The sequence below is a fragment of the Streptomyces sp. NRRL F-5650 genome (assembly GCF_000721365.1).
In the GTDB taxonomy this organism is placed as follows: domain Bacteria; phylum Actinomycetota; class Actinomycetes; order Streptomycetales; family Streptomycetaceae; genus Streptomyces; species Streptomyces ardesiacus.
In genome coordinates this window covers 413,849-438,015 of record NZ_JOGV01000001.1, presented here as the reverse complement: position 1 = coordinate 438,015, position 24,167 = coordinate 413,849, and the positions used below count along the sequence as shown (strand labels likewise).

The 24,167-nt window shown below is 72.8% G+C and carries 19 protein-coding genes; 4 read left to right on the top strand and 15 right to left on the bottom strand.

The window, feature by feature from the left end; genetic code table 11:
* The first annotated feature begins 173 nt into the window (after positions 1 to 173).
* Entirely contained in the window at positions 174 to 746 is a 573-nt protein-coding gene (locus IG88_RS0102020) for a dihydrofolate reductase family protein (protein WP_031034195.1), read from the top strand.
* Positions 747 to 770: 24 nt separating this feature from the next.
* Here IG88_RS0102020 and IG88_RS0102015 read toward each other — a convergent pair whose 3' ends face one another.
* Genes IG88_RS0102015 through IG88_RS0102000 form a run of 4 tightly spaced genes read right to left on the bottom strand, consistent with a single transcriptional unit; the run spans position 771 to position 6,235 of the window.
* Positions 771 to 3,152: a beta-glucosidase family protein gene (locus IG88_RS0102015; protein ID WP_031034193.1), complete on the bottom strand. Its 2,382-nt coding sequence runs from the start codon at positions 3,150 to 3,152 to the stop codon at positions 771 to 773.
* Positions 3,149 to 3,967, bottom strand: coding sequence for a carbohydrate ABC transporter permease (locus IG88_RS0102010; protein ID WP_031034191.1), 819 nt, complete (start codon positions 3,965 to 3,967; stop codon positions 3,149 to 3,151). Before IG88_RS0102010 ends, IG88_RS0102015 begins: the two co-directional genes overlap by 4 nt.
* Positions 3,964 to 4,920, bottom strand: a complete 957-nt coding sequence (locus tag IG88_RS0102005; RefSeq protein WP_031034189.1) for a carbohydrate ABC transporter permease — start codon at positions 4,918 to 4,920, stop codon at positions 3,964 to 3,966. The genes IG88_RS0102010 and IG88_RS0102005 overlap by 4 nt, the downstream gene beginning before the upstream one ends.
* Before the next feature lie 10 nt (positions 4,921 to 4,930).
* On the bottom strand, positions 4,931 to 6,235 hold the full coding sequence (locus tag IG88_RS0102000; protein WP_031034187.1) for an ABC transporter substrate-binding protein: 1,305 nt from the start codon (positions 6,233 to 6,235) through the stop codon (positions 4,931 to 4,933).
* 138 nt (positions 6,236 to 6,373) lie between these two features.
* Here IG88_RS0102000 and IG88_RS0101995 point away from each other — a divergent pair, with 138 nt between their 5' ends.
* Positions 6,374 to 7,420 carry a LacI family DNA-binding transcriptional regulator gene (locus IG88_RS0101995; protein ID WP_199807407.1) on the top strand — a complete coding sequence of 349 codons (1,047 nt, stop codon included), beginning with the start codon at positions 6,374 to 6,376 and terminating at the stop codon, positions 7,418 to 7,420.
* Positions 7,421 to 7,453: 33 nt separating this feature from the next.
* Here IG88_RS0101995 and IG88_RS0101990 read toward each other — a convergent pair whose 3' ends face one another.
* From IG88_RS0101990 to IG88_RS0101980, 3 genes are read right to left on the bottom strand one after another with little or no spacing between them, the layout of a single operon-like run.
* Positions 7,454 to 8,479: a pyridoxal-phosphate dependent enzyme gene (locus IG88_RS0101990; RefSeq protein WP_031034182.1), complete on the bottom strand. Its 1,026-nt coding sequence runs from the start codon at positions 8,477 to 8,479 to the stop codon at positions 7,454 to 7,456.
* The gene (locus tag IG88_RS0101985) at positions 8,437 to 9,456 is read right to left on the bottom strand and encodes a GHMP kinase (RefSeq protein ID WP_031034181.1); all 1,020 of its coding nucleotides are present in this window, start codon (positions 9,454 to 9,456) and stop codon (positions 8,437 to 8,439) included. The genes IG88_RS0101990 and IG88_RS0101985 overlap by 43 nt, the downstream gene beginning before the upstream one ends.
* On the bottom strand, positions 9,453 to 10,241 hold the full coding sequence (locus tag IG88_RS0101980; protein WP_031034179.1) for a Rossmann-like domain-containing protein: 789 nt from the start codon (positions 10,239 to 10,241) through the stop codon (positions 9,453 to 9,455). The genes IG88_RS0101985 and IG88_RS0101980 overlap by 4 nt, the downstream gene beginning before the upstream one ends.
* Positions 10,242 to 10,541: 300 nt before the next feature.
* Here IG88_RS0101980 and IG88_RS0101975 point away from each other — a divergent pair, with 300 nt between their 5' ends.
* A complete protein-coding gene (locus IG88_RS0101975) occupies positions 10,542 to 11,828 on the top strand; it encodes an MFS transporter (protein ID WP_031034177.1) in 1,287 nt (428 codons plus the stop codon).
* Positions 11,829 to 11,897: 69 nt separating this feature from the next.
* Here the strand turns inward: IG88_RS0101975 and IG88_RS0101970 are convergent, their stop codons facing one another.
* The 4 genes from IG88_RS0101970 to IG88_RS0101955 form a co-directional block, all read right to left on the bottom strand.
* Complete coding sequence (locus IG88_RS0101970) at positions 11,898 to 12,908, bottom strand: ABC transporter substrate-binding protein (RefSeq protein WP_031034175.1); 1,011 nt, start codon at positions 12,906 to 12,908, stop codon at positions 11,898 to 11,900.
* A 14-nt stretch (positions 12,909 to 12,922) separates the two neighbouring features.
* The gene (locus IG88_RS0101965; RefSeq protein ID WP_031034174.1) at positions 12,923 to 13,696 is read right to left on the bottom strand and encodes an ABC transporter ATP-binding protein; all 774 of its coding nucleotides are present in this window, start codon (positions 13,694 to 13,696) and stop codon (positions 12,923 to 12,925) included.
* A gap of 1 nt (position 13,697) precedes the next feature.
* Positions 13,698 to 14,717, bottom strand: coding sequence for a FecCD family ABC transporter permease (locus IG88_RS0101960; RefSeq protein WP_031034172.1), 1,020 nt, complete (start codon positions 14,715 to 14,717; stop codon positions 13,698 to 13,700).
* Positions 14,718 to 14,986: 269 nt separating this feature from the next.
* Complete coding sequence (locus IG88_RS0101955; RefSeq protein WP_158853741.1) at positions 14,987 to 17,683, bottom strand: M4 family metallopeptidase; 2,697 nt, start codon at positions 17,681 to 17,683, stop codon at positions 14,987 to 14,989.
* Between the two features lie 708 nt (positions 17,684 to 18,391).
* On the opposite strand from IG88_RS0101955, the gene IG88_RS0101950 reads away from it, so the two are divergent.
* Entirely contained in the window at positions 18,392 to 20,440 is a 2,049-nt protein-coding gene (locus IG88_RS0101950; protein ID WP_031034167.1) for an NPCBM/NEW2 domain-containing protein, read from the top strand.
* A gap of 44 nt (positions 20,441 to 20,484) precedes the next feature.
* Here the strand turns inward: IG88_RS0101950 and IG88_RS0101945 are convergent, their stop codons facing one another.
* The 4 genes from IG88_RS0101945 to IG88_RS0101930 form a co-directional block, all read right to left on the bottom strand.
* The gene (locus IG88_RS0101945; RefSeq protein ID WP_031034166.1) at positions 20,485 to 20,964 is read right to left on the bottom strand and encodes an NUDIX hydrolase; all 480 of its coding nucleotides are present in this window, start codon (positions 20,962 to 20,964) and stop codon (positions 20,485 to 20,487) included.
* A gap of 67 nt (positions 20,965 to 21,031) precedes the next feature.
* The gene (gene lnt / locus IG88_RS0101940; RefSeq protein ID WP_031034163.1) at positions 21,032 to 22,645 is read right to left on the bottom strand and encodes an apolipoprotein N-acyltransferase; all 1,614 of its coding nucleotides are present in this window, start codon (positions 22,643 to 22,645) and stop codon (positions 21,032 to 21,034) included.
* Positions 22,646 to 22,739: 94 nt separating this feature from the next.
* Positions 22,740 to 23,282, bottom strand: a complete 543-nt coding sequence (locus IG88_RS0101935; protein ID WP_031034160.1) for a hypothetical protein — start codon at positions 23,280 to 23,282, stop codon at positions 22,740 to 22,742.
* A gap of 79 nt (positions 23,283 to 23,361) precedes the next feature.
* Positions 23,362 to 24,147: a glutamate racemase gene (locus IG88_RS0101930; RefSeq protein WP_031034158.1), complete on the bottom strand. Its 786-nt coding sequence runs from the start codon at positions 24,145 to 24,147 to the stop codon at positions 23,362 to 23,364.
* Between the last annotated feature and the right edge of the window lie 20 nt (positions 24,148 to 24,167).

Sequence of the window (24,167 nt, the reverse complement as noted above, 5' to 3'; positions counted from 1 at the left end):
CATCATTACGCATGACCATGCAAAGCGCCGTCCTGCGTCGTCCGCGTCACCCAGCCGGACGCCCCCCTCGAACTCATCGGCCTCGGCCGATGAGTTTTCCGCCGGCCGGCGGTCGTAGGGGTGTACCGAACCGCACCGGGCCCGGACCCGGCCCCAGGCATCGAGGAAACCCCATGCGCACGCTGATCAGCACCGCCTTCGTCTCGCTCGACGGTGTCGTGGAGGCACCGGGCGGCGAGCCCGGCTACCGCAACTCCGGCTGGACGGTCGAGCTCGTGGACTTCCTCCCGGAGGCGTACGAGATCAAGGGCCGGGAACAGGACGAGGCCGCGGCACTGCTCCTGGGCCGGATCAGCTACGAGGCGTTCAGCGCGGTGTGGCCGGACATGCCGGAGTTCCCCCGGTACCGGACGATGCCGAAGTACGTCGTCTCCACCACCCTCGCCCAGGACGACCTGGTCACGAACTGGGGCGAGACGACGATCCTGCGGTCGCTCGACGAGGTCGCCGCGCTCAAGGAGACGGACGGCGGCCCGGTCATCGTCCACGGCAGCGCCGCCCTGAACCGGAGCCTGTCGGACGCCGGCCTGATCGACCGCTACCACCTGCTGGTCTTCCCGCTCCTCCTCGGCGCGGGCAAGCGGCTGTTCAGCGACGCGGACCGGGACGCGCAGCGGCTGAGGCTCGTCGAGCACGAGGTGTACGCCAACGGCATCCAGAAGAACGTCTTCGACGTCGTCCGCTGAACCGCGCCGCCCGGCGCGTCCGGCTCAGGCGCCCTCCACGGCCTCCTGCGTGAACACCGCGTGCAGGCGTCGCGTGTGGTCGACGTGCCGCTGCGGCCCGGTCAGCGCGACCGTCGCCGTGAGCCGAGGCTCGGTGCTGGACGCGGCGAACCGCAGTTCCAGCGCGCCCGGTTCGACGACGCGGCGGCCGTCGCGGCCGGTGAAGGAGGCCAGGTCGGCCGGGACCTCGACGCGTACCCTGCGGGCCTCGCCCGGAGCCAGCGGCACCCGCGTGTAACCGATGAGGCGCTGCACCGGCTGGACGACGGAGGCGACGGGGTCGTGCAGGTAGAGCTGCACCACCTCGGTGCCGTGCCGGCCGCCGGTGTTGCGGACCGTCAGTTCCAGCGAGAACGCGCCGTCGGTCGGCGCCTCGTCGTGGTGCGCCACCAGACCGTCCCAGGCGAACGTGGTGTACGTCAGCCCGTGCCCGAACCCGAAGGCCGGGCTCGGGTCGATGCTGGACACCTCGCTGGCGTGGGCGAGCCGTGCCCCGAGATAGGTGGTCGGCTGGGCCCCGCCCCCACTGGGCACGCTGACGGGCAGCCTCCCGGAGGGGCTGGTGCGCCCGCTGAGCACACCGGCGATCGCGGCGGTGCCCTCCTCGCCGGGGAAGAACGACTGCACGATCGCCGCGGACTCGGCGACGGCCCGGCCCAGCGCGTAGGGCCGTCCGGCGAGCAGGACGGTGACGACCGGCCGGCCGGAGTCGAGCAGCGCGTCCAGGAGCTGCTGCTGGGCCCCGGGCAGCGTGAGGGACTCGGCGTCGCAGCCCTCGCCACTGGTGCCGCGGCCGAACAGGCCCGCGCGGTCGCCGAGCACGGCGACGACGACGTCCGCCTCACGGGCCGCGTCCACCGCCGCGCCGATGCCGGAGAGGTCGCCGTCGTCGACGCCGGTGCCGCGGGCGACGGTGACGTCCGCGTCGGGGAACTCGGCGCTCAGCGTGTCGTACAGCGTGGGCAGGTCGATGCCGACCGGGACCTGCGGGTGCCGCACGCCGACGTGCCGCGGGAAGGAGTAGCAGCCGAGCACGGCGGTCGCCTCGGTGGCGTTGGGGCCGACCAGGGCGATGCGGCGCGGCCGGGCGAGCGGCAGGGTGCCGTCGTTGCTGAGCAGGACGACCGCCTTCTCGGCGATCTCGCGGGCCAGTTCCCGGTTCTCGGGCCGGTCCAGGTCGATACGGCCGCGCAGCGCCTCCGGGTCCGTCAGGTCCACGCCGTCGAGCGCGGGCGGGACCGGGCTCCAGTCCGGGTCGAGCAGGCCGAGCAGCGCCTTCTGGCCGAGGACGCGGCGCACCGCCCGGTCGATCAGTGCCTCCGGGACCCGGCCCTCGGCGACCGCCTCGGTCAGCGGGGCGCCGAAGGTCTTGACGGTGGGCAGTTCGACGTCGACGCCCGCCCCCAGCGCGGCGCCGGCGGCGTCGGCCCAGTCGGCGGCGAGGCCGTGCAGGGTCTTCAGGAAGGCGATGCCGAAGTAGTCGGCGACGACCGTCCCCTCGAAGCCCCAGGTGTCGCGCAGCAGCCCGGTCAGCAGCGCCTCGTCGGCCGCGGCCGGCACGCCGTCGATGTCGGTGTAGGCGTGCATGACGGAGCGGGTGCCGCCCTCGCGCACGGCCATCTCGAACGGCGGCAGCAGGACGTCGGCCCGTTCGCGGGCGCCCACGGACGCGGGGGCGAGGTTGCGGCCGGCGCGGGAGGCGGAGTAGCCGACGAAGTGCTTGAGGGTGGCGACGATCCCGGCGGACTCCAGGCCCCGCACGTACGCGGTGCCGATGGTGCCGACGAGGTACGGGTCCTCGCCGATGGTCTCCTCCACCCGGCCCCAGCGGGCGTCGCGGACCACGTCGAGGACGGGGGCGAGGCCCTGGTGGATGCCGACGGACCGCATGTCGCGGCCGATGGCGGCGGCCATGCGGCGCACCACGTCCGGGTCGAAGGTGGCACCCCAGGACAGCGGGACGGGGTAGGCCGTGGCGCCCCAGGCGGCGAAGCCGGCCAGGCACTCCTCGTGCGCGACGGCGGGAATGCCGAAGCGGCCGGCGGAGGTGATGCGGGCCTGGGTGCGCATGAGGGAGAGCGCGCCGAGGGCGGGGTCGACGGGGACGGTGCCGAAGGGCCGGGTGAGCTGGCCCAGGCCGGCGGGGACGAGGGCGTCGAGGTCGACGGCCTCCTCCATGTCGTGCTGGTGGGGGGCGACCTCGCCGCCCTCGTCGGAGGCGCCCACCCACACTCCGTAGAGCTGGGCGATCTTCTCCTCCAGGGTCATCGCGGCGACGAGCGCGTCGACTCGGGCGGCGACGGGGCGGTCGGGGTCGTTCCACAGGGGCTTTTCGGGGGTGGTCTCTACGGCCACGTCGGCAGTCACTTTCCTCCGACACCCATCAGGCCCTGGACCAGGGCACGACGGGCGAACAGGTAGACGAGCAGGATGGGCACCATGGACAGCACCACGGCTCCCAGCAGACCGGGGATGTCGATGCCGTGCGCGGTCTGGAAGTTGTACAGGCCCAGGGTGACCACCTTGGTGGACTCGGACTGGGTCAGCACCAGCGGGAACAGGAAGCCGTTCCACGCCTGGAGCGCGGAGAACACCACGATCGTGGACAGTCCGCCGCGCGACAGCGGCACGACGAGCTGGAAGAACATGCGCCGCGGACTCGCGCCGTCCATGGCCATGGCCTCGTACAGCTCCGGGGAGATGTCCCGCATGGCGCCGCTGAGGATGAGCGCGGACATCGGCAGGCAGAACGCGGCCGTGGGCAGGATGACGCCCAGCAGGTTGTCGTACAGCCCGGCTTCGCTGATCAGGTAGAACATCGGCACGATCACGGCCTGTGCCGGGATGGCGAGGCCGAGCAGGAAGAGCCGGAAGATCGCCGACGTGGTCCGGCCGCGGCTGCGGACGATGGCGTAGGCGAGCGGCGGGACCAGCAGCAGCACGATGCCGATGACACAGGCGGTGACGACGAGCGTGTTGAGGAAGTACCGGCCGAAGCCCGAGTCGAAGGCGCCGGTGAAGTTGTCCAGGGTGAAGCTGTCCGGGATCGAGACCGGACCGTTCTCGGCGTAGTCCTGGCGGGTGCGCAGGGTCGCGGCCAGCATCACGTACAGCGGCAGTCCGACCAGGACCAGCCAGACGAGCGACCCGGCGCCGGCCAGGTAGTTGGGTCGGCGCCTCATGACACACCCTCCATGGAGCTGCGCATCTTGTCGTAGCCGGAGACCCGGACGACGACGAGCGAGATGATCGTGGCTGCGACGACCAGGGCCAGCGCGATCGCGGAGCCGATGCCGTAGTCGAAGCTCTTGAACGCCTTGTCGTACATGTAGTAGGCGCTGATCGTGGTGTCGGTGCCGGGGCCGCCCTGGGTCAGGATGAGGACCGTCTCGAACGTGGTCAGGCCGCCGACGATCATCAGGATCATCGAGGTGATCATGGAGGTGCGTAGCTGCGGCAGGGTGATGTGGAAGAACTGCCGGTAGCGGCCCGCCCCGTCGATCTCCGCCGCCTGGTACAGCACCTGGGGGACCGCGCGGGCGGCGCCCTGGTAGATCAGCGTGTGGAACGGGGTGAACTGCCAGGTGCTGACGAACGCCAGCACCCCGATGGCGGTGGCCTGTTCGCCGAAGAGGTTGCCGTCGCCGAAGAGCCAGCTCGCCTCGGCCGGGATGCCGAAGTTGGGGTCGAGCAGTGCCCGCCAGAGCACGGAGACGGCCGTGGCGGACAGCAGCAGCGGGATGAAGTAGATGACGGACAGGACGGCGCGGTTGCGCTGGTGACCGGCGGCCCAGACGCCGAGCAGGATGCTCAGCGGGGTCTGCAGGACCACGCCGAGAGCGGTCAGCAGCAGGGTCAGCCAGATGCTCTTGAGCATCACCGGGTCGTCGATGAGGCGCGACCAGTTGTCCGTGCCGACGAACTCGGGCGAGCTGATCCCGTCCCAGCTCATGAAGGACAGCACCGCCACCATGATCAGCGGGACGATCGCGAAGAGGAAGAAGAACACTGCGGCGGGCACCGCCCAGCCGAAGCCGGGCCGGCCCACCGTCGTCGCGGACGGCGCGGGCGGCCGCCGCCGGGACTCCTTGCGGGGTCCGGCGGCGGGCCGTGCGCTCGTGAGGTGTGTGGTCATGAGCCGTTCGTCACTCGGTCGGGAGGGCCTGCATGGCCTTGATGAAGCCGTCCGTGTCGAGCTGTCCGTTGAAGAACTGCTGGATGGCCTTGTGCAGGTCCGAGCTGGCCTTCTGCGGGTACGCCTGGTCCCAGGAGAGCTGGAAGGAGGGGGCCTTGGACACGAGGTCGTACTGGAAGCGCGAGTACTCGGGGGTGCCGGAGCTGTCGATGAACTTGTCGGTGTTCGTCGTGGTCGGCAGGTTGCCGATGTCGAGCTGCGCCTTGACGAACTCGTCGGAGTACATGAGCTTCAGGAACTCGGCGACCGCCTCGGGGTGCTTGGTCTTCTTCATCACCGAGTAGTAGTTGTTGGTGTTGCCGGCCACGTCGGCCGGGTCGCCCTTGCCGCCCTCGACGCTCGGGAAGGCGGAGTACCCGAGGTCCTTCTCGGCGAACTCCTTGTGGTCCGTGAGCTGCTGGGAGTAGTACCAGGAGCCCATCAGCTCGAAGCCGGCCTTGCCGGAGGCCACGAGCTGGACCGAGCCGCCGTTGGTGTACTTGACGGAGTCGTAGTTCTTGCCGAAGGCGCCGGTGTCGACGAGCTGCTTGATCATGTCCAGGGCCTTCTTGCTGTCCGCGCTCTCCCAGGCGCTCTTGTCGCCGCCGACGGCCTTGGCGAACAGCTCCGGACCGGCGATGCGGTCGTAGAGGTACTGGAACCACATCTGGGTGGGCCAGACGTCGCCGCCGCCGAGCGCGATCGGGGTGACGCCCGCGTCCTTGAGCTTGCCCACCGCGGCGATCAGCTCGTCCCAGGTCTTCGGCGGCTGGACGCCCGCGTCTTCGAGGACCTTCTTGTTGTGGAAGAGCAGGACCGGCTGGGTGCCGCGCATCGGTACGCCGTACGGCTTGCCGTCCACGACGGCGCTGTTGAAGACGGACGGCAGGAACTTGCCCTTGAGGTCCGGGTTCTTCTTGATGAAGTCGTCGAGCGGCAGCAGCAGGTCGGCCTTGACGAACGGCTTGATGCTGCCCCCGCCCCAGTTGAAGAAGACGTCCGGGGCCTGCGGGGTGTTGATGATCGTCTGCAGCTTCGTCTGGTAGTCGGCACCGGGGATGGTGTCGAGCACCGCCTTGACGTCGGACGTCTTGTTGAAGGTGTCGACGATCTGCTGTTCGACCTTGTTGCTGGCGTCCCCGTAGACCAGGACATGGATCTTGCCGTCGTCCGACGACGCCCCGCCGTCCCCGTCACCGCAGGCCGACAGGCTCAGCGCCAGGGCGAGCGTCGCACCGGTGGCGACCAGTCTGGGCAAGCGCGCACGTGTCTTCATCGTTCGCCTTTCGAAAGTTTCGGCTCCATCACCGAAAGTCCATGCTGGTCGGACAGTAAAGTGAGACCGGATTTCTGGTCAATGGCCGTGCGGCTGCCGACTCAAAACGTTATCGATCGCATGGCCTATCCTGCCCGCATGCACGGTGAAGTTGAGGTGGGTGCCAGGGTGACCCTGGCACAGGTTGCGAAAGAGGCGGGGGTCTCCGCAACGACAGTTTCGAAGGTCCTCAACGGTCGTTCGGATGTCTCCCGCGCCACCCGGGCCAGGGTGGAGCGCCTCCTCGACGTGCACGGATACCGTCGCCGCACCGCCGCCCGCCCGCGTTCACCGCTGGTCGAACTCGTCTTCCACGAGCTGGACAGCGTCTGGGCGATGGAACTCGTCCGGGGTGTGGAGAACGCCGCCCGGGCCCACCGCACCGAGGTCGTGCTCACCCGCAGCGGCACCCGGCACGCCCCCGCCCCGGACTGGATCGAGGGCGTGCTCGGGCGCCGCCCGCTGGGCGTCGTCCTGGTCTTCTCCTCGCTGCCCGCGGAAGTCAAGCAGCGGCTGCGGTCGCGGAGCATCCCCTTCGTCATCGTCGACCCGGCCGGCGACCCCGACCCCGACGTCCCGTCCGTCGGCTCCGCCAACTGGGCCGGGGGTCTGGCGGCCACCCGTCACCTCACCGGCCACGGGCACCGACGCGTCGCGATCATCACGGGGTTCGAGGACATGCTGTGCTCGCTGGCCCGGCTCGACGGGTACCGCTCGGCGATGACCATGGCGGGCCTGCCGGTCGACCCGGCCCTGGTCCGCCACGGCCGCTACGACGTGCGCAGCGGCTTCGAGCACGGCATGGACCTGCTCGCGGGCCCCGGCCGGCCGACGGCCGTCTTCGCGGGCAGCGACCTCCAGGCGCTCGGCGTGCTGGAGGCGGCGCGCGTCCGCGGCCTGAGGGTGCCCCAGGACCTCTCGGTCGTCGGCTACGACGACGTGCCGCTGGCCCAGTGGTCGAGCCCGCCGCTGACCACCGTGCACCAGCCGCTGCGGCACATGGCGGAGGAGGCCACCCGCATGCTCTTCCGCCCGGACGACCCGGGCCGCCCGGGCCGCCGCATCGAGCTGGCGACCCACCTCGTCGTACGGCAGAGCACCGCGCCACCGGGCGGTACGGCGGCGCCCGGTGACGCGGTGGCGTGAGGGAGGGAGGGAGGGAGGGAGCTGCGGCTGCCGCTACCCGGCTGCGGGTCCGACGGCGGCCGCCCGGGGGGCGGGGGCGCCGTTCCAGGCCATGCGCGACCACGGCAGGTCCAGCTCGTCGGTGCCCCGGACCTGCCGAGGGGTCAGGTCCTCGACGCGGGGCGCCTCCCGGTGCCGGCCGAAGACCGTGTCGACGTAGCGGTGGCCGGTGTCGGCGGCGACGAAGAGGGCCGGCCGGTCCGGTTCCTCGCGGCGTTCCCACCGCGCGGCGAGGTAGGCGGCACCGGTGGACAGTCCGGCGAAGACGGCGTGCCGGCGCAGCAGGTCGACGCTGCCGGCGAGGGCGGCGTCGAAGGCGAGCCAGTGCACGGTGTCGTAGTGCTCGTGCCGCACGTTGCCGAAGGGGATGGAGCTGCCGATCCCGGCGATGATGATGTCGGGGTCGGCGACGTGTTCACTGCCGAAGGTGACGCTGCCGTACGGCTGGACGCCGACGAGCCGCACATCGACGGAACGTTTGCGCAGGTAGTGGGCGAGGGCACCGGTGGAGGCCCCCGACCCCACGCCGCCGACGAGGGACAGGGGCCCCGCGCCGGTCTCCTCGTGGATCCGCTCGGCGACGGCCTCGTAGCCCAGGTAGTGGACGTCGTCGTGGTACTGGCGCATCCAGTGGTGGCCGGGGTGTTCGCGCAGGATCTCCCGGACCCGGGCGACCCGCCGGCTCTGGTCCATTTTCAGGTCCGTGCTCGGCGGCATCTGTTCCAGGCGGGCACCTAGGACGTCGAGCTGGGTGCGCAGGGTGTGGTCGACGGTGGTGGAGCCGACGATGTGGCAGCGCATGCCGTGGCGGTGGCAGGCGAGGGCGAGGGCATAGGCGTAGATGCCGCTGGAGCTGTCGACGAGGGTGTCGCCGCGCCGGACGGCGCCGGTGTCGAGCAGGTGGCGTACGGCCGCCAGGGCGGAGACGACCTTCATGGTCTCGAAGCGCAGACAGACGAGTCCGTCTTCGACGCGTATCAGATCCGGGCGGCCGATGGCTTGCGAAACGTGTTCGTCCATGGAACGACTCCTCGCTCGGGGCGCGTGGCGAAGGTGGTGAAGGTCCGCGTCGGCGGGATGCCTTCGCGGCCCAGGGCTTGTGCGCACTGACGCAGCCGGCGCTCCAGGCCGGGGGTCCGGGGGTCGAAGAGGAGGCCGGCCACGTTGCCGCTGTGGGCGATCTGCACCCCGGCGGCTCCGGTCCGGTCGGCGATTGCGGTGAGGGCGGGGAACTCCCGGTGCCGCAGCACGCGTTGGCGCAGCCGGGCGCTGGCCGTGCCGACCCGGCCCAGCAGGGCGGTGTCGGCGTCGGTGACCGCCCGGCGGAGCATGCGGCGCAGGTGTTCGTACGCGGCGAGGTCCTCGTCCCGGGCGGAGACGGGAAGGGCGAGGGTGTCGACCGGTTCGCCTCCGCCGAGCGCGCACCCCACCACGACCGCGGGCGGCAGCGCGCGGCCCAGCGTTTCCAGCACGCGTCCCTCCCGCTGCGCGAAGAGCAGCGGACGCGGGCCGTGCATCAGGGGGTCGCTGGCGCCCTCGGCGCGCACCGACAGCCGGGCGATCGCGTCCGGGGGCAGGCGCACGCCCCAGGAGTCGGCGACCGCGCGGACGGTGGCGATGACGTCGCTGGTGGACGAACCCATGCCGAGTCCGAGGGGGAGGTCGCCGGTGAGGGTCAGTTCCCCGCCGCAGGGTTCCGCGCCACGCCGTGCCGCGCAGGCGCGCACCGCGAGAACGGCCGCCGCGCGGGCCTTGGTCCGCCCGCCGGGCGTGACCGTCACCTCGTCGGACGGGCTGCCGGGCCGGTGGGTGAACCGGGCCGCGCTCGCCCGCACGTTCACGGGCAGGGTGACCAACGCCGGGCAGGGCAGGCCCCGTGCGTCGCGGAAGACTCCTTGCAGGATCTCGCCGTGGTGGCAGGCCGCGTGTCCGGCTCCCGTCGGTCCGGGTGCGGCGGGGCCGGACGGGGCGGGCCTGCGGGCCGGGGCAGCCGTCATGTGCCGGCCGCCGCCCGGTAGCGGTACAGCGTCGTGGGCTCGGCGCTGAACTGCGAGAAGGGGAAGGGTTCCGCGGACAGGGCGGTCACCCCGGCTCCGAGGAACGCCCGCGCGACCGCGCTGCCGCTCTGGGCGTAGACGACGAGGGGCAGACCGCGCTCGCGGCAGCGGGCGAGGATGGCGTCGAAGCTGCCGTTGCCGAGAGTCATGCCGGTGGCGACCACCGCGTCGGCGGCGTCGAGCACTTCGTGCATGTCGTCGGTGACCGGGTCGCCCCACTGGGTGGTGCGCAGGTTGAAGTCGCACGGCAGGGGCACACCCCCGCGCTCGCGGATGGCCGCGACGAGCGGGTTGACCACCCCGATCAGGGCGACCTTCGCGCCGGGTCCCGCGTCCAGCAGCCCGGCGACGGCCTCGTCGCGGGCCACAGCGCGCACCTCGGGCGTACCGGCGGGCAGGACGACCGGTTCCGCCGCGTCGTCCTGCCGGTGCGGGCGGACCGCGCCGAGGTAGGCGTCCAGCGCGGCGATCCGCAGTGGCCGGGGCGCCTCGCGCAGCAGGGTGCCGAGCGGGGCGCCGGAGGCGTCGCGGCACAGGGAGGGGTCGATCTCGCCCGCCTCGAAGGCGCAGCCGCCGAAGGAGTCGCCGAGGCGGACGAGGACGTACTGGTTGAGGTAGGTGGTGTTCCCGCCGGCCAGGCGGGTGCCGTGGTGCACCCAGAACACACTGGTCGCCACCAGGCCGTCGGGGCGGGGGCCGTGGTCGCCCGCCAGCACACCGGCCAGGAGGTCCTCGGTGTTCTGCGTCGCCGCTGTCCGGCTCGGGGGCGCGGCGGGTCCGGTCGTCACACGGTCCACAAAGGGTCCTTCCGTCGTCTTCGTGCGTGGCCCCGGACGGGATTCCGGGGCGTGCGGGCGGTGCGCGGCCCTCCTTCGGCGACCGCGCACCGCAACGGCCCCAGGCCGAAGGGCCGTTGCGGCCCGGTGGGGTCGACAGCACACTAATGGAAATGATTGTCATTGCGATAGTGTGACGCCGACGCGGGCCCGGCCCGACGACACGGCACACGACAGGAGCGCGACATCGTGACCTCTTCCTCCGCCCCGCCCAGGCCCGCCGGGGCCCGGCCCCCGCGGCGGCGCACCGTTCTGCTCGACCTCGCCTTCCTCCGGCTCTGGACGGGTGCCACGGCATCGGGGCTGGCCACGTGGGCGCTGCCCTTCGTACTCGGCCTCGCGGTCTTCGACCGGACCCTCGCCGCCACCGACCTGGGTCTGCTCCTCGCGGCCCGCACCGCGGGATTCCTCGCGGCGGTGCCCGTGGCCGGGGTGCTGGCCGACCGGCACTCACGCCGGAGCGTGGTCCTGTGGGCGGGGCTGGCCGCCGCGGCCGCGGCACCGCTGATCGCGCTCGGACTGGGCCGTTCGGTGCTGCTGATGGCCGCGGGGGCCGCCGTGGCCGGAGCGGGGCAGGGCGCCTGCCGGCCCGCCTACCAGGCACTGACCGCCGAGGTGGTGGACGCCGGCCGCAGGCAGGAGGCCAACGCGGCGATGACACTGGCGGTGCGGGTCACCACGCTCGTGGGACCCTCGCTGGCCGCCCTGCTCGCCGTCTTCCTCGACACCCGGGCACTGCTGGTGGGGATCGGGCTGCTCTGGCTCGTCGCCGCGTGCGTCCCCGGGCGGGGAGCCCGGCCCGGGGACGCGCACGGCGACGAGCCCCGGACGGCCGGCGGTCCGGGCCGTGCCTCGTTCCTCGCCGAGTTCGCCGACGGTGTCCGCGAGGCGCGCCGGCACCCGTGGTTCCTGGCCGGCCTGGGCGCGCTGACGGCCGTCATAGCCACCGGGTACTCCGCCACCAGCGTCGCCCTGCCCATGGTCAGCAGGGACGTCTACGGCACGGAGGTGGTGCTCGCCGGTGCCATGACCGCCTACACGGCCGGGGCCCTGGGCGGTGCCGTGCTCATCGCCCGGTGGCGTCCCCGCTCCCCCGGCCGGGCGGCCCTGGCCGGGCTCGCCGCCTACGGGTTCGCCCCGCTCAGCCTCGTCCTCCCGGTGCATCCGGCGGTCGTGCCGGCCGCCTACGCCGTCGCGGGCGTCGGCATCGAGCTGTTCAACGTGCCCTGGTTCACCGCCGCCCAGCGCGAAGTGGCCCCGGACAAGCTGGCCCGGGTCTCCTCCCTGGACTTCCTGCTCTCCTACGGCCTCGCCCCGGTGGGACTCGCCGTCATCGCGCCCGCCATCGACGCCTTCGGGGCCACGGCGGTCCTCGCCGGCTGCGCGGTCGTCTGCTTCGCGGCCCCGGCCGCCGCGGCCCTCGCTCCGGGCGCCCGCACCTTCTCCCGGCCGGCCGCGAGGGACGGGGCGCCCTGACCCGACCCGTCGCACAGCGGTCCGCCCGGCGCGTTGGAGAGCACCGGGCGGACCGTTCGTTTCCGGGGCTCAGCCCTTGAGCCCGCGGACGTACGCGGCGAACTTCTCCAGTCCGTCGACGTTGCGGGGACCGCTGATGCCCTCGTTGTAGTCGAGGACGAAGAAGTTGTTCCTGCGCACCGCGGGGAGTTGCCTGGTGTGGGGGGACTTCTTCAGGAAGTCGATCTTCTTCTCGGCGGGCAGGTCGCCGTAGTCGAGGATGATGACGACCTCGGGCTCGGCCTTCGCGACGGACTCCCAGTTGACCTGGGTCCAGCGCTCGTCGAGTCCGTCGAAGACGTTCCTGGCGCCGGCCTTCTCGATGATGTCGTTGGGCGGCACCTGGTTGCCCGCGGTGAACGGCTGGTCGGTACCGGAGTCGTAGAGGAAGACCGGGACCGGGTCCCCGGCCGGGGCCTCGGCCTCGACCGCCGCCACGCGCTTCTTCAGCCCGTCGACCACGTCCGCGGCCTTCTCCTCGACCCGGAATATCCTGCCGAGCCGTTCGAGGTCGGTGTAGAGCGCCTCGAAGGGGGTCATCCGCTCGGGGTGGCCCGGGTAGTTGAAGCAGCTCTCGGTGTGCATGAAGCTCTGGATGCCGAGCCGGTCCAGGATCTCGGGCGTGATGCCGCGCTCGTCCTTGAAGCCGGAGTTCCAGCCCGCGACGACGAGGTCGGCCTTCGCCTCGACCACGACCTCCTTGTTGAGGAGGTCGTCGCTGAGCATCTTCACCTTGGCGTACTCGGAGGCCCACGGGGACTCGCTGACGGGCGGGTTGGCCGGAGGCATCACGTAGCCGTGCACGTGCTCGGTCAGGCCGAGGGCGAACAGCTTGTCGGCGCTGCCCCCTTCGTAGGCGACGGCGCGCTCGGGGAGCGTGTAGGGCACGGGTTCGCCGCAGCGCTCGACGGTGACCTCGGCGGAGCCCTTGGCGTCCTGTTCGACCTCGGCGCCGCAGCCGCCGAGGACCAGGGTCGCCGCCAGGGCGGATCCGACGGCGGCACGACGGCGGGCCGTCGCGGGGACGGTGGTGGTACGCATGTGTGAGCGGCCTTTCAGGACGAGGGACTGAGCGTGTACAGCAACTGGGGGTCGCCGGTCAGGGGGTGCGCCACGACGCTCGCCCGCACGCCGAAGACGTCGGCGACCAGGCGGGGCGTGAGCACGTCCGCCGGCGCACCGGACGCCACCAGACGGCCTTCCGACAGGACGCCGAGCCGGTCGCAGGCCGCTGCGGCGAGGTTGAGGTCGTGCAGGACGACGAGCACGGTGAGCCCGGACGCGCGCAGCAGCGAGAGCAGGCCGACCTGGTGGCGGACGTCGAGGTGGTTGGTCGGCTCGTCCAGGACGAGGACCCGCGGTTCCTGCACGAGCGCCCGGGCCAGGAGCACCCGTTGGCGCTCACCGCCCGACAGGGTCAGGACGCCGCGGTGCGCGAGGTGGGCGATGTCGAGCCGGTCCATCGCCCGGCGGCACAGCTCGCGTTCGCGCGCGCTCAGCGCCTGGTTGCCGCGCAGGTGGGGCGCCCGGCCCAGGGCGACGACCTCCTCGACCGTGAAGTCGAGGTCGACGCCGCCGTCCTGCGTCATCGCCGCGATCGTCCGCGCACTGCGGCGCAGGGGCAGCGCGGTCAGGTCCTGCTCACCCACCCAGACGGTCCCGGAGCTGGGGCGCAGCGCCCGGTACACGCATCTGAGCGCGGTGGACTTGCCGCTGCCGTTCGGGCCGACCAGGCCCACCACCCGGCCGTCCGGAACGTCCAGGGACAGGCCGCTCACCAGGCTTTTGCCGTCGGTGACCACGGAGAGCCCGTCGAGTCTCAGGTCCATGTCAGCGTCCCCCGAAGGTGTAGCCCCGGCGGCGCATCAGAGCGACGAAGACGGGCACTCCCACCAGTGCGGTGATGACTCCGAGCGGCAGTTCGCGCGGCGCGACCACCGTTCTCGCCGCGAGGTCCACCCACACCATGAAGACCGCGCCGGCCAGGGGGGCCACGGCCAGCACACGGGCGTGCGCGGCGCCGACGACCATGCGCACCACGTGCGGCATGACGAGTCCGACGAAGGCGATGGCGCCGCTGACGGCGACCATGACACCGGTGACGAGCGAGACGACGACCAGGAGCACCTTGCGGTGCCGGTCGGGGCCGACACCCAGGCTCGCGGCGGTCTCGTCGCCGAGCGAGAGGACGTCCAGCACCCGCCCGTACCGGTGCAGCACGACGAGGCCGGCCGTCACCGCCGCGGCGACGACGGGCAGCGCGTCCCAGGTCGCGGCGCCGAAGCTGCCCATGGTCCAGTACAGGACCGTGCTGGTGGCCTCGCCGTCCGGCACGAAGTAGACGATCAGGCTCATCACGGCCTGGAAGCCGAGCGACAGGGCCACCCCGGTCAGCACGAGGCGCAGCGGCGAGAGCGCGCCGCCGCCGGAGGAGGCGACGTACACCAGGAGCGAGGCGACGAGCGCGCCGACGAAGGCGCCGGCCGACACCGCGTGGATGCCGAGGGCCGCCAGCCCCCCGGTGACCGTGACACCGACGGCACCCACGGAGGCTCCCGAGGAGACACCGAGGACGAAGGGGTCGGCGAGGGCGTTGCGGACCATGGCCTGGACCGCAACGCCGACCGCGCTCAGCCCGGCACCCACGAGCGCCGCCAGCAGCACCCTCGGCGTGCGGATCTGCCAGATGATCTGATACGTCGTCACCTCGTCCGCACCGATGCGTCCGCCGCTGAGCGCGGCCCACAGGTGACGGGCGGTGTCCTGCGGGGTGACGACCGCGGGCCCGAGGCCGATGGCGACGACGACGGAGCACAGCAGGGCGGCGGCGAGCACCGCGCAGGCGGACAACAGGGCTCTGCGGCTTGCCAGTCGGCCCCGCACGCGCGTGGCGTGCGGGGCCGGCGGCGCCTTGGCCGGCACGGCAGTGTCCGGCACTGCCGACGAAGTGGAGGTCGAGGGCCCGAGCACGGGAGGACGCCTACGCCTTCTCGATGAATATGGAAACGATGTTCATGTTCGAGAATCTAGCACGCCCCCTCCGCACGGCAACGCCCCCGACCGGAGTTCTTGAGTTCCGGCCGGGGGCGTTGCGGGGACGGGGTCGGTCCGCGGTTGCCCTATTCCTCGCAGGCCCCCGCGAAGGTCGGCTTGGTCACCACGTCGGTGGCCGCGGCGGAGGTGTCCAGCCACGCGATGCGCCGGCCGTCGCCGAGCGAGGGCGCGAGCTGGGCTCCCGACGAGCAGGAGACCCTGCCGAAGTCGGCGCCGCCGGCCAGGACGTCACCGGTCGCGGCGACCCGTACCTTGCCGGGACCGGTCCAGGAACCCAGCGCTCCCCAGAGGTCGTAGGTGGAGTAGGCGAGGTAGTCGTCCGTGACGGAGAACTGGGCCAGGGCCAGACTCGACGGGAACTTCAGGTTCGCCATCCGCGACAGGTCGGAGACCGGCGCCGACCCGATGCTCGTCGTCGGGAAGAGGAAGCCGCCGGAGACCCGGTAGAAGACCCGGTCGGAGGTGAGCTGGATGTCCGACAGGGAGTTCAGGAGCCAGCCGGCGATTCTCTTGGTCTGCAGCGCCCCGGTGGCGATGTCGTAGACGGTCAGGTGCGTGGCGTCGGCACCGCCGGCCCAGGCCACCGTGCCGTCGTGCATCGCCAGGCGCGAGGCCCTGGTACCGGCCTCCGGCGTCAGGTTCACGGTGCGGCCGTCCGCGCCGCGCAGCATCACGTCCTGTTCGCCGTCGGCCGTGGTGCGGATGTAGGCGAGCGCACCGTCCTCCGTCACCGGCTCGGTCTCGTCGGCGTCGGGCTCGTCGACCAGCTTCTTGACCGCGCCCTGGCCCTTGGCGCCCGTGCGGTAGATGCCGATGCCGTCGGCGCTGACGCGGGTGAAGACCATGCGGTCGTCGTCGAGCGAGGGGTCGAGGAGGAAGGCGTCGGCCTGGGCCACCTCGTGGACGGGCTGCTTGCCGAACCGGCCCACGGTGATGCCGAAGGCCGCGGAGCCCCGGTCCCAGGCGATGGCGTCGCCGTGACCGACGGCGTACACGTCGCCGTTGATCTGGGCCGCCTGCTCGTCGACGCCGCTGTACACCTCGTAGGCCGGCAGCACGTCGCGGACGAGGGTGGTCCCGTCGTGTGTGCCGCCCTGGTACTCCCAGCCCTTGACGATGCCGTGTCCGTCGAACGCCTCGTTCACCGCGGCGAGTTCGGCCGACGAGACCTTCAGGGACGTGGCCGCGAGGGTGACGGCGTTGCGCATGTCGGTGAAGCCGGACAGGGGCGTGAGGTAGTTCTGTGCCGCGCGGTAGACGATCCGGTCGGCGAGTCCGGGGTCGATGCTCTTGCGCAGGTCCCACAGGGCCCCGCCGACGACGGTCGAGTTGTAGTGCACGCCGCCGTTGTCGATGTCCAGGGGGATGGGCTCGTAGTCGCGCCGGGCGTCGCGGCCGTCGTTGAGGTCGCGCAGGGCGCACTCGTCGAGCGGCTTCGTGCCGTTGCACAGGTACTCGCCGACGAGCCCGGAGTTCGGGTCGTCCATGGCGATGCCCTTGTCGCGGACCTCCATCGCGTTGCCGAAGTAGTCGGATATCGCCTCGTTGAGGGCGCCCGGCTGGTTCAGGTAGACCAGTCCCGCGCTGTGCTCGGTGACCCCGTGGGTCATCTCGTGGCCCACCACGTCCAGACCGACCGAGAGCGGCACGCCGTCCAGGTGGCCGTAGACCATCTTGGAGCCGTCCCAGAAGGCGTTGGCGTAGTCCTTGCCGCCGCTGGAGACGTTCACCACCGAGTGGATGCTTCCGCCCTTGCCGTCGATGCCGTCGCGGCCGATCTCGTTCTTGTAGAACTCGTACACCTTGGCGGCGTTGACGTGCGCGTCGACCGCGCCGGAGGCGGTGTGGCCGCCCTCGAACCGGTCGGTGGCCGAGGTCACCAGCGGCACGGAGGCGGGCACCGGCCCGCCGGCGAGGTCGGCGTAGTTGGCCCGCTGGGCGTCGTAGGTGCGGATCTGGCCGCCGGCGCTGCCGTACATCGGGCGGCTGGAGTCGACGAGCGTGTAGGTGTCCTCCGTCGGCCGGTCGGCGTTCAGGGTGACCTCGCTGCCGTCGACCCGGACGCCGGTGGCGGTCGTCGGGGCCGCGTCGGCGGCGTCGATGTTGTCGTACGACAGGGCCAGCCCGCCGACATGCGCGTCGACGTAGGACTCCTGGCGCACCGGGGAGCCGTCCTTGCGGGCGCCGGTGACGGTGAAGTGCCAGGCCAGCCGGCCTCCTTGTGCGTCGGGCAGCACGACCAGGCCGTGGCCCGCGGTCCGCCGGCCGTCGACGCCCGCCAGCCCGGGGTCGAGGGTGAACAGGCGCTCGCGGGCGGTCGCCTCGTCGACCTCGGGGGTAGTGGAGACCGTCAGGTCCGTGTACAGCGTGCCGGTGGCCGAGGTGACGCGGCGTCCCTTCTCGCCCGCGCCCTCGGTCTGCACCGCGTAACGGGCGCCGAAGACGGGTACGCCGTGGTGCCGCTGTTCGAAGCGGACGGCGGTTTGATCCCCGTCCTTGGTGGTGCCGACCGTCCTCAGGTCGGAGACGGGGACCTTGTAGACGTCCCGGTGCGCCTTCAGGTGGGCCCGGGCCGCCTGCGCCGGGGTGCCCGGGCGCGGGGCGTCGTCGAGACTCCGTGTCATCGCCGGGGCCACCGGTGCCGGTGCGCCGTCGCCGGCCGGCGCGCCGGCCGCCCAGCCGGGTGCCGCCAGCAGCGCCGCACCGCAGGCGGCGCTCACGACACCGGCCGCCACGGCACGGTGCAGGGGTCTCTTCCTCACGCGAACCTCCCCATCGCATACGGAGCATGGCCAACGGCCCCAGTGCGCAACGCATTTGATGGTTCGCCACGGCTGGGCGGGGAACAAGGGACGCCGTGCGGCGCGAAGCCGCCATGGCGTGGACACGCCACCTCCACCCGGCCTGCAGCAGGGTCGGTATCCGCCGGCCCAGGGGTAGCCCCCGCCTCCCCGGTCCGCGCGCCCGGTTCCCTCCCCGGCCGGCACCCGGCCGTCGAAGGCACGCATCAGGGCGCCCTCGGCGAAGCACCTCTCGCACAGGGCCACCAGAGGCGCCCGACAGCACCTCGAACGGTGCGACGGAACCCCGCACCTCCACCGTCCGGCGCCGTTCGGCGAGGTCCGCGGCCAGGAACTCGGCCCGCCAGGCCGGCCGGTCACTGCCCGCCCGGTCGACGAGCAGGTGGCGGACGGCGCCCTCGTCGGCTCCGGGCCCCAGCAGGGCGAGCGGGGGGCGTCCGCGGGGCAGGGTCGGCGCCTCAGCCACAGCAGCCGGCCCCGCGGCAGGCGACGACGATCCCGCACCCTCCGGCCGCGTGCGCCGAGCCTCCCCCGCGGCCGGGACGACGCACAGAAGTCCTCAGGACCGCCCTCTTTCGCTCAGACCTCAACACCCCTACTGTGAGCCCGCGTTGACGGTGCGCGCTCCTCACGCGCGCCGCTTCCGACGAGCCGCGGAGGAACGTAACGATGCGTCACCTTCCCTTGCGCACACCACGTGTCACCGGTCGCCGAGTCCTGGGCGCGCTCACCGCCGGGCTGCTGGCCGCGGGATGCCTGGGGGTGAGCGCGCAGGCCGTCCCGGTCACCGTGCCCGCCCCGGTCCCGGCCCCGGCGGCGTCCGGCGACGAGGAACTCGCCCGCACGCCGCCGATGGGCTTCAACAACTGGAACTCCACGCACTGCCGGGCCGAGTTCGACGAGTCGATGGTCAAGGGCATCGCCGACCTCTTCGTCGAGCGCGGTCTGAAGGACGCCGGCTACGAGTACGTCAACCTCGACGACTGCTGGGCGCTGCCCGAGCGCGACGCCGACGGCCAGTTGGTACCCGATCCCGAGCGCTTCCCGAACGGCATCGGGGCGGTCGCCGACTACGTCCACTCCAAGGGCCTGAAGTTCGGCATCTACACCAGCGCCGGCACGAAGACGTGCAGCAGCGTCGGCTTCCCCGGCGCGCTGGGACACGAGTACAGCGACGCCCGGCAGTTCGCCGGCTGGGGTGTCGACTACCTCAAGTACGACAACTGCAACAACCAGGGCGTCGACGCGAAGCAGCGTTACACCACGATGCGCGACGCGCTGGCGGCCACCGGCCGGCCGATCGTCTACAGCATCTGCGAGTGGGGACAGAACAAGCCCTGGGAGTGGGCCGGCGACCTGGGCCAGCTCTGGCGCACCACCGGTGACATCAGCGACTCCTGGAGCTCGATGTCGTCGATCATGAAGGCCAACCTCGAACTCGCCCCGTACGCGCGTCCCGGCGGCTGGAACGACCCCGACATGCTGGAGGTCGGCAACGGCGGCATGACGGACACCGAGTACCGCACGCACTTCTCCATGTGGTCGATCATGGCCGCCCCGCTCCTGATCGGCACCGACCTGCGCACGGCGCCCGAGTCGGCGTTCGAGATCCTCACCAACGGCGAGGTCGTCGCGGTCGACCAGGACCCCCTGGGCAAGCAGGGCGAGGTCGTCGCCTCGCAGGACGGCCGGTGGGTCGTCTCGAAGGAAATGGCCGACGGCAGCCGGGCGGTCGCGCTGTTCAACGAGGGCTCACGGGCCCAGCGGATCGAGACCACCGCACAGGCCGTCGGCCTGCCCGAGGCACGCGGCTACAGCGTGCGGGACCTGTGGAAGCACAGTGACACCCACACGACGGGCACGATCGCGGCGACGGTGCCCGCGCACGGCACCGTGCTGGTGCGGGTGCACGCCGACAGGAAGTGGGCCCAGCACCCGCCCGCCGTGGACCTCGGCGCCGACGGCGGCACGGTGACCGAGGCCGGACGGACCGAGCGGATCACCTCCGAGGTCACCGACCTGGGCGGCACCGCGGCCCACTCGGTGAGCGTCTCCCTGACCGCCCCCGAGGGCTGGCGCGCCGCTCCCGTCTCCGCCACGTCGGCGCGCGCCCTGAGGCCGGGCGCGACCCTGGCGACCGACTGGGACGTCACGGTCCCCGCGGGAACGGCTGCGGGCGACCGGGACCTCACGCTGACGGCCGAGTACCGCACGCGTAACGGCACCCGGATCACCTCCGCGGTGCCGGTCACGGTGCGCGTCGGGGTCCCGCTGCCCGCCGGGGAGTCCGCCCTGTCGGACGCCGGGCCGCTGAGCGCGTCCAACGGCTGGGGCCCCGTCGAGCGGGACCGGAGCGTGGGCGAGAGCGGCGCCGGCGACGGAGGGCCGCTCACCATCGGCGGCACGACGTTCGCCAAGGGGCTCGGCGTGCACGCGCCGAGCAGCGTGGAGTACTACCTCGGCGGCGCCTGCAGCACCGTGACCGCGCAGGTCGGGGTGGACGACGAGACGGGCGACCGGGGCAGCGTGGCCTTCGAGGTCTGGGCCGACGGGACCCGCGCCGCCTCGACGGGCACGGTGACCCACGCCGACCCGGCCCGCGCGGTCTCCGCCGGCGTCTCCGGCGCGGACGTCGTCCGTCTGGTGGTCACCGACGCCGGGGACGGCATGGACTACGACCACGCGGACTGGGCCGACCTGCGGGTCACCTGCGCCTGAGGCGGCGGCACGGGGTGCTGCCGCCGTGGGGCGCACCCCGTGCTTCAGACGGAACCGGCTGGTTCGAACCAAGCGGGGGCGTCGGACAGGGCCTGCTTGATCCTGGTCCGCCCGAACTCCTTGATGTCCGGCAGCGCGTCCACCGCGAACCAGCCCACCTCCAGCGACTCGTCGTCGTTGACCCGGGCCTCGCCGCCCACGGCCCGGCAGCGGAAGGTGATGTCCATGAACTGGCAGACGTCACCGTTGCCGTAGGTGACCGGCTTCAGCGCCTGCACGAGGACCAGCCGCTCGACGACGCACTGGACGGCGGTCTCCTCCTCCACCTCGCGGACGGCGCAGTCGGCGGGCTGCTCCCCAGGCTCGGGGATGCCCCCGACGAGTGACCAGCGACCATTGTCCGATCGCCGGCCGAGCAGCACTCTGCCCTCGTCGTCGAAGACGACGGCGGTGACTCCGGGGAGCCACAGGAGCTGGTGTCCGGCCGATGCGCGCAGGTCACGGATGAAATCGGGAGTAGCCATGGGCACGACCCTAACGGGGCGCGCGGCCCGCTCCCGCCGTGTCGCGGGGCGTGCGGCGGGCGTACGGCTACACGTCGCGGGCGCGTCGACCGCGCACACCGGCGCCGACGGCCCCGCCGAGCCCGCCGGCCGCGATCAGCACCAGGGCGGTCTCGGGGACGACGCCGAGGCGGGTGGCGGGTGTCTCGGAGGAGCGCAGGGGCACCTCCTGGACCAGGGAGTCCGCCACGAACATGCCGGTCCGCCGGGTGATCCTGCCGTCCGGCATGATGATCGCACTGACGCCGCTGGTCACCGGGACGGTGACGGTGCGGCTGTGCTCGACCGCGCGGATCCGGGACATGGCGAGCTGCTGGTAGGTCATCTCGCTGCGGTCGAAGGTCGCGTTGTTGCTGGGTACGGAGATCATCTGCGCGCCGTCGGTGACCTCGGAGCGCACCGCCCAGTCGAAGGCCGCCTCGTAGCAGGTCACGAGACCCACCTTGGTGCCGGCCATGGTGAACACGCCGGGCTCGGTGCCCCGGCTGAAGTCACGGCTGACCATGGTGGTCCAGGTGTCGTTGATCGCCCCGATGAGCGAGCGCAGGGGCAGGTACTCCCCGAAGGGCTGGATCTGCCGCTTGTCGTAGGTGTCGACGGGTCCCTTGTCCGGGTCCCACAGGATCTGCTCGTTGAGCAGCTTGCCGTCGCGTTCCACGACGCCGCCCACCGAGATGGGCACGCCGATCGCCCGTGCGGCCCCGTCGATGATCCGGCGGGCGTCGGCGTTGGCGAAGGGGTCGATGTCCGAGGAGTTCTCCGGCCAGAGCACGAAGTCGGGGCGTGCCGCCCTGCCCGCCTTCACTTCGGCGGCCAGGCGCAGGGTCTCCCGGGCGTGGTAGTCGAGGACGGCCCGGCGCTGGGCGTTGAAGCCGAGCCCCGCGCGGGGCACGTTGCCCTGGATCACGGCGACGGTCGCGGTGCCGTTCTCGGCCTCGTCGCTGACCAGGGGCCGGGCGGCCAGGGCGCCCACCACGGGTACGGCCACACCGAGCAGTGCCACCGCCGCGGCACCGCGCCGCACCCCCTCGCCGCGGCGGGCCCCGACGGCCAGGCGCACGCCCTCGCAGAGACCGAAGCCGCACAGCACGACGGCGAAGCCGAGCAGCGGCGTGCCGCCCACCGCCGCGAGCGGCAGGAACACGCCGTCCGCCTGTCCGAACGCGATCTTGCCCCAGGGGAAGCCCTCGAAGGGCACGCGCGCGCGTGCGGCCTCCCCCGCGGTCCACAGCGCCGCCGCCCACACCGGCCACCCCGGCAGCTTCGAGACCGTTGCGACGCCCGCGCCGACCGCCGCGACGAAGAGCGCCTCGACGGCGGCCAGGGCGATCCAGGGGCCGGGGCCGACCTCCACGCCCGTCCACACCAGCAGGGGCAGCAGGAAGCCGAGACCGAAGAGGTAGCCGAGGCCGAGGCCCGCCTTCCAGCTCCGGCCGCGCAGCGTCCACCCGAGGACGGCGAAGGCGGGCAGCGCCAGCCACCACAGGGTGCGCGGCGGGAAGCTGACGTAGAGCAGCGCTCCGGAGAGCGCCGCGGCGACGGCCGGGAGGAGGCGCAGGAGCCGCGCGACGGCCCGGGAAGGGGGCGTGGTCTGCGGCTGCGTCCGGTCCGGCTCGCCGACGGAGGTTGCGGTGGCTGTCACCCCCCGGAGTGTACGGCGGGTGCCCCGGGCCGCAGCGGGACGGTCCGGGGGCGGCTCGGGCGGGGACACGGCGCGTACGGACCGCCCGGCCGGCTCAGTGTGCCGGACCCGGTGTCTTCGGGCGCAGGCGGTCCTTGATGACCTGGACGGCCGCCTCCGCGTCGTCCACGGTGATCGTGAAGGTGTGGCCGTCCCACAGCCGCAGGATCAGGCCCTCCCCGCGGCGCACCACGACGGCGGTGCCCCGCTCGGGCCGCCAGCGGTAGCCCCAGCCGCCCCAGTGGCGCGGGGTGACGTGCGGGGCGAACTCGGCGCCGGCGACGTGCGAGAGGGGGATGCGGCGGCGGGGCACGCCGATGTGGCCGCACCGCACCTCGAGGCAGTCCTCGTCGACCCTCAGTGCCACGTGCACGAACGCGAGCGTGCCGAACAGGACGAGCAGTCCCGCCGCGATGCAGCCGACGACGGCCATGGCGAGCGGGGCGACTCCGGACTCCCAGGCCGATTCGACGGCCAGGGCGACGCCGAGCGCCACGCAGGCGGCGCCGATGAGCGCCAGGAACCACTGGATCCGGCTGGTGGCACGGCCGGTCCAGACGTGCGGCTGGGGGACGGTCTCGCCGTGGCGACGCCTCATGGATATGAGGTTACTCATGTTTCGCTGCGCGGGTACCTCGTCGCACAGGGTGACTGGGCCGACCGGGCGGGCGGCCTGGTCAGCGGGCGGGCGTGACCGCGCGCAGGAGCCTGCCCTCGTCGTAGGCGAGCGCGGGTGCGGGCAGGGTGCCCTCGCGCCCGCTGAGCAGCACGGTCAGGGTGCCCGCCGCCGGGGCGCCGGGGTCGGGCCGGGCGCCGATCCGGCGCAGCGCCTGGGCGGCCACCGCCCCGGCGGAGCCGTGCAGGACGAGGCGCGGCGCGTCGGGCCGCTGCACGGCGACGCGGATGCGCTCGGCCACCAGTTCGTAGTGGGTGCAGCCCAGGACGATGGTCGTCACGTCGTCGGGTGTCAGGGCCGCGGCGGCGGCCACGGCCGCGGTGACCGCCGCCTCGTCCGCGTGCTCGACGGCGTCGGCGAGTCCCGGGCACGGCACCTCGGTGACCGTCGCCCCGCCCGCGAACTCCTCGATCAGGTTCCGCTGGTACGGGCTGCCGGTGGTGGCCGGAGTCGCCCAGATGGCCACGGGGCCCCCGCCCGCCGCGGCGGGCTTGATCGCCGGCACGGTGCCGATGACGGGCACGCCGGGTTCGAGCCGGGCGCGGAGCGCGGGCAGCGCGTGCACGGTGGCGGTGTTGCAGCCGACGATCAGGGCGTCCGGGCGGTGCGCGGCGGCGGCCTCGGCCACGGCCAGGGCACGCCCGGTCAGGTCCTCGGGGGTGCGCGGGCCCCAGGGCATCCCGTCGGGGTCCAGGGAGAGGATGAGATCGGCGTCCGGTCGCAGCCGCCGTACCGCGGCGGTGGCCGCCAGCAGACCGATCCCGGAGTCCATGAGCGCGATCTTCACCCGGCCACCATAGACGATGC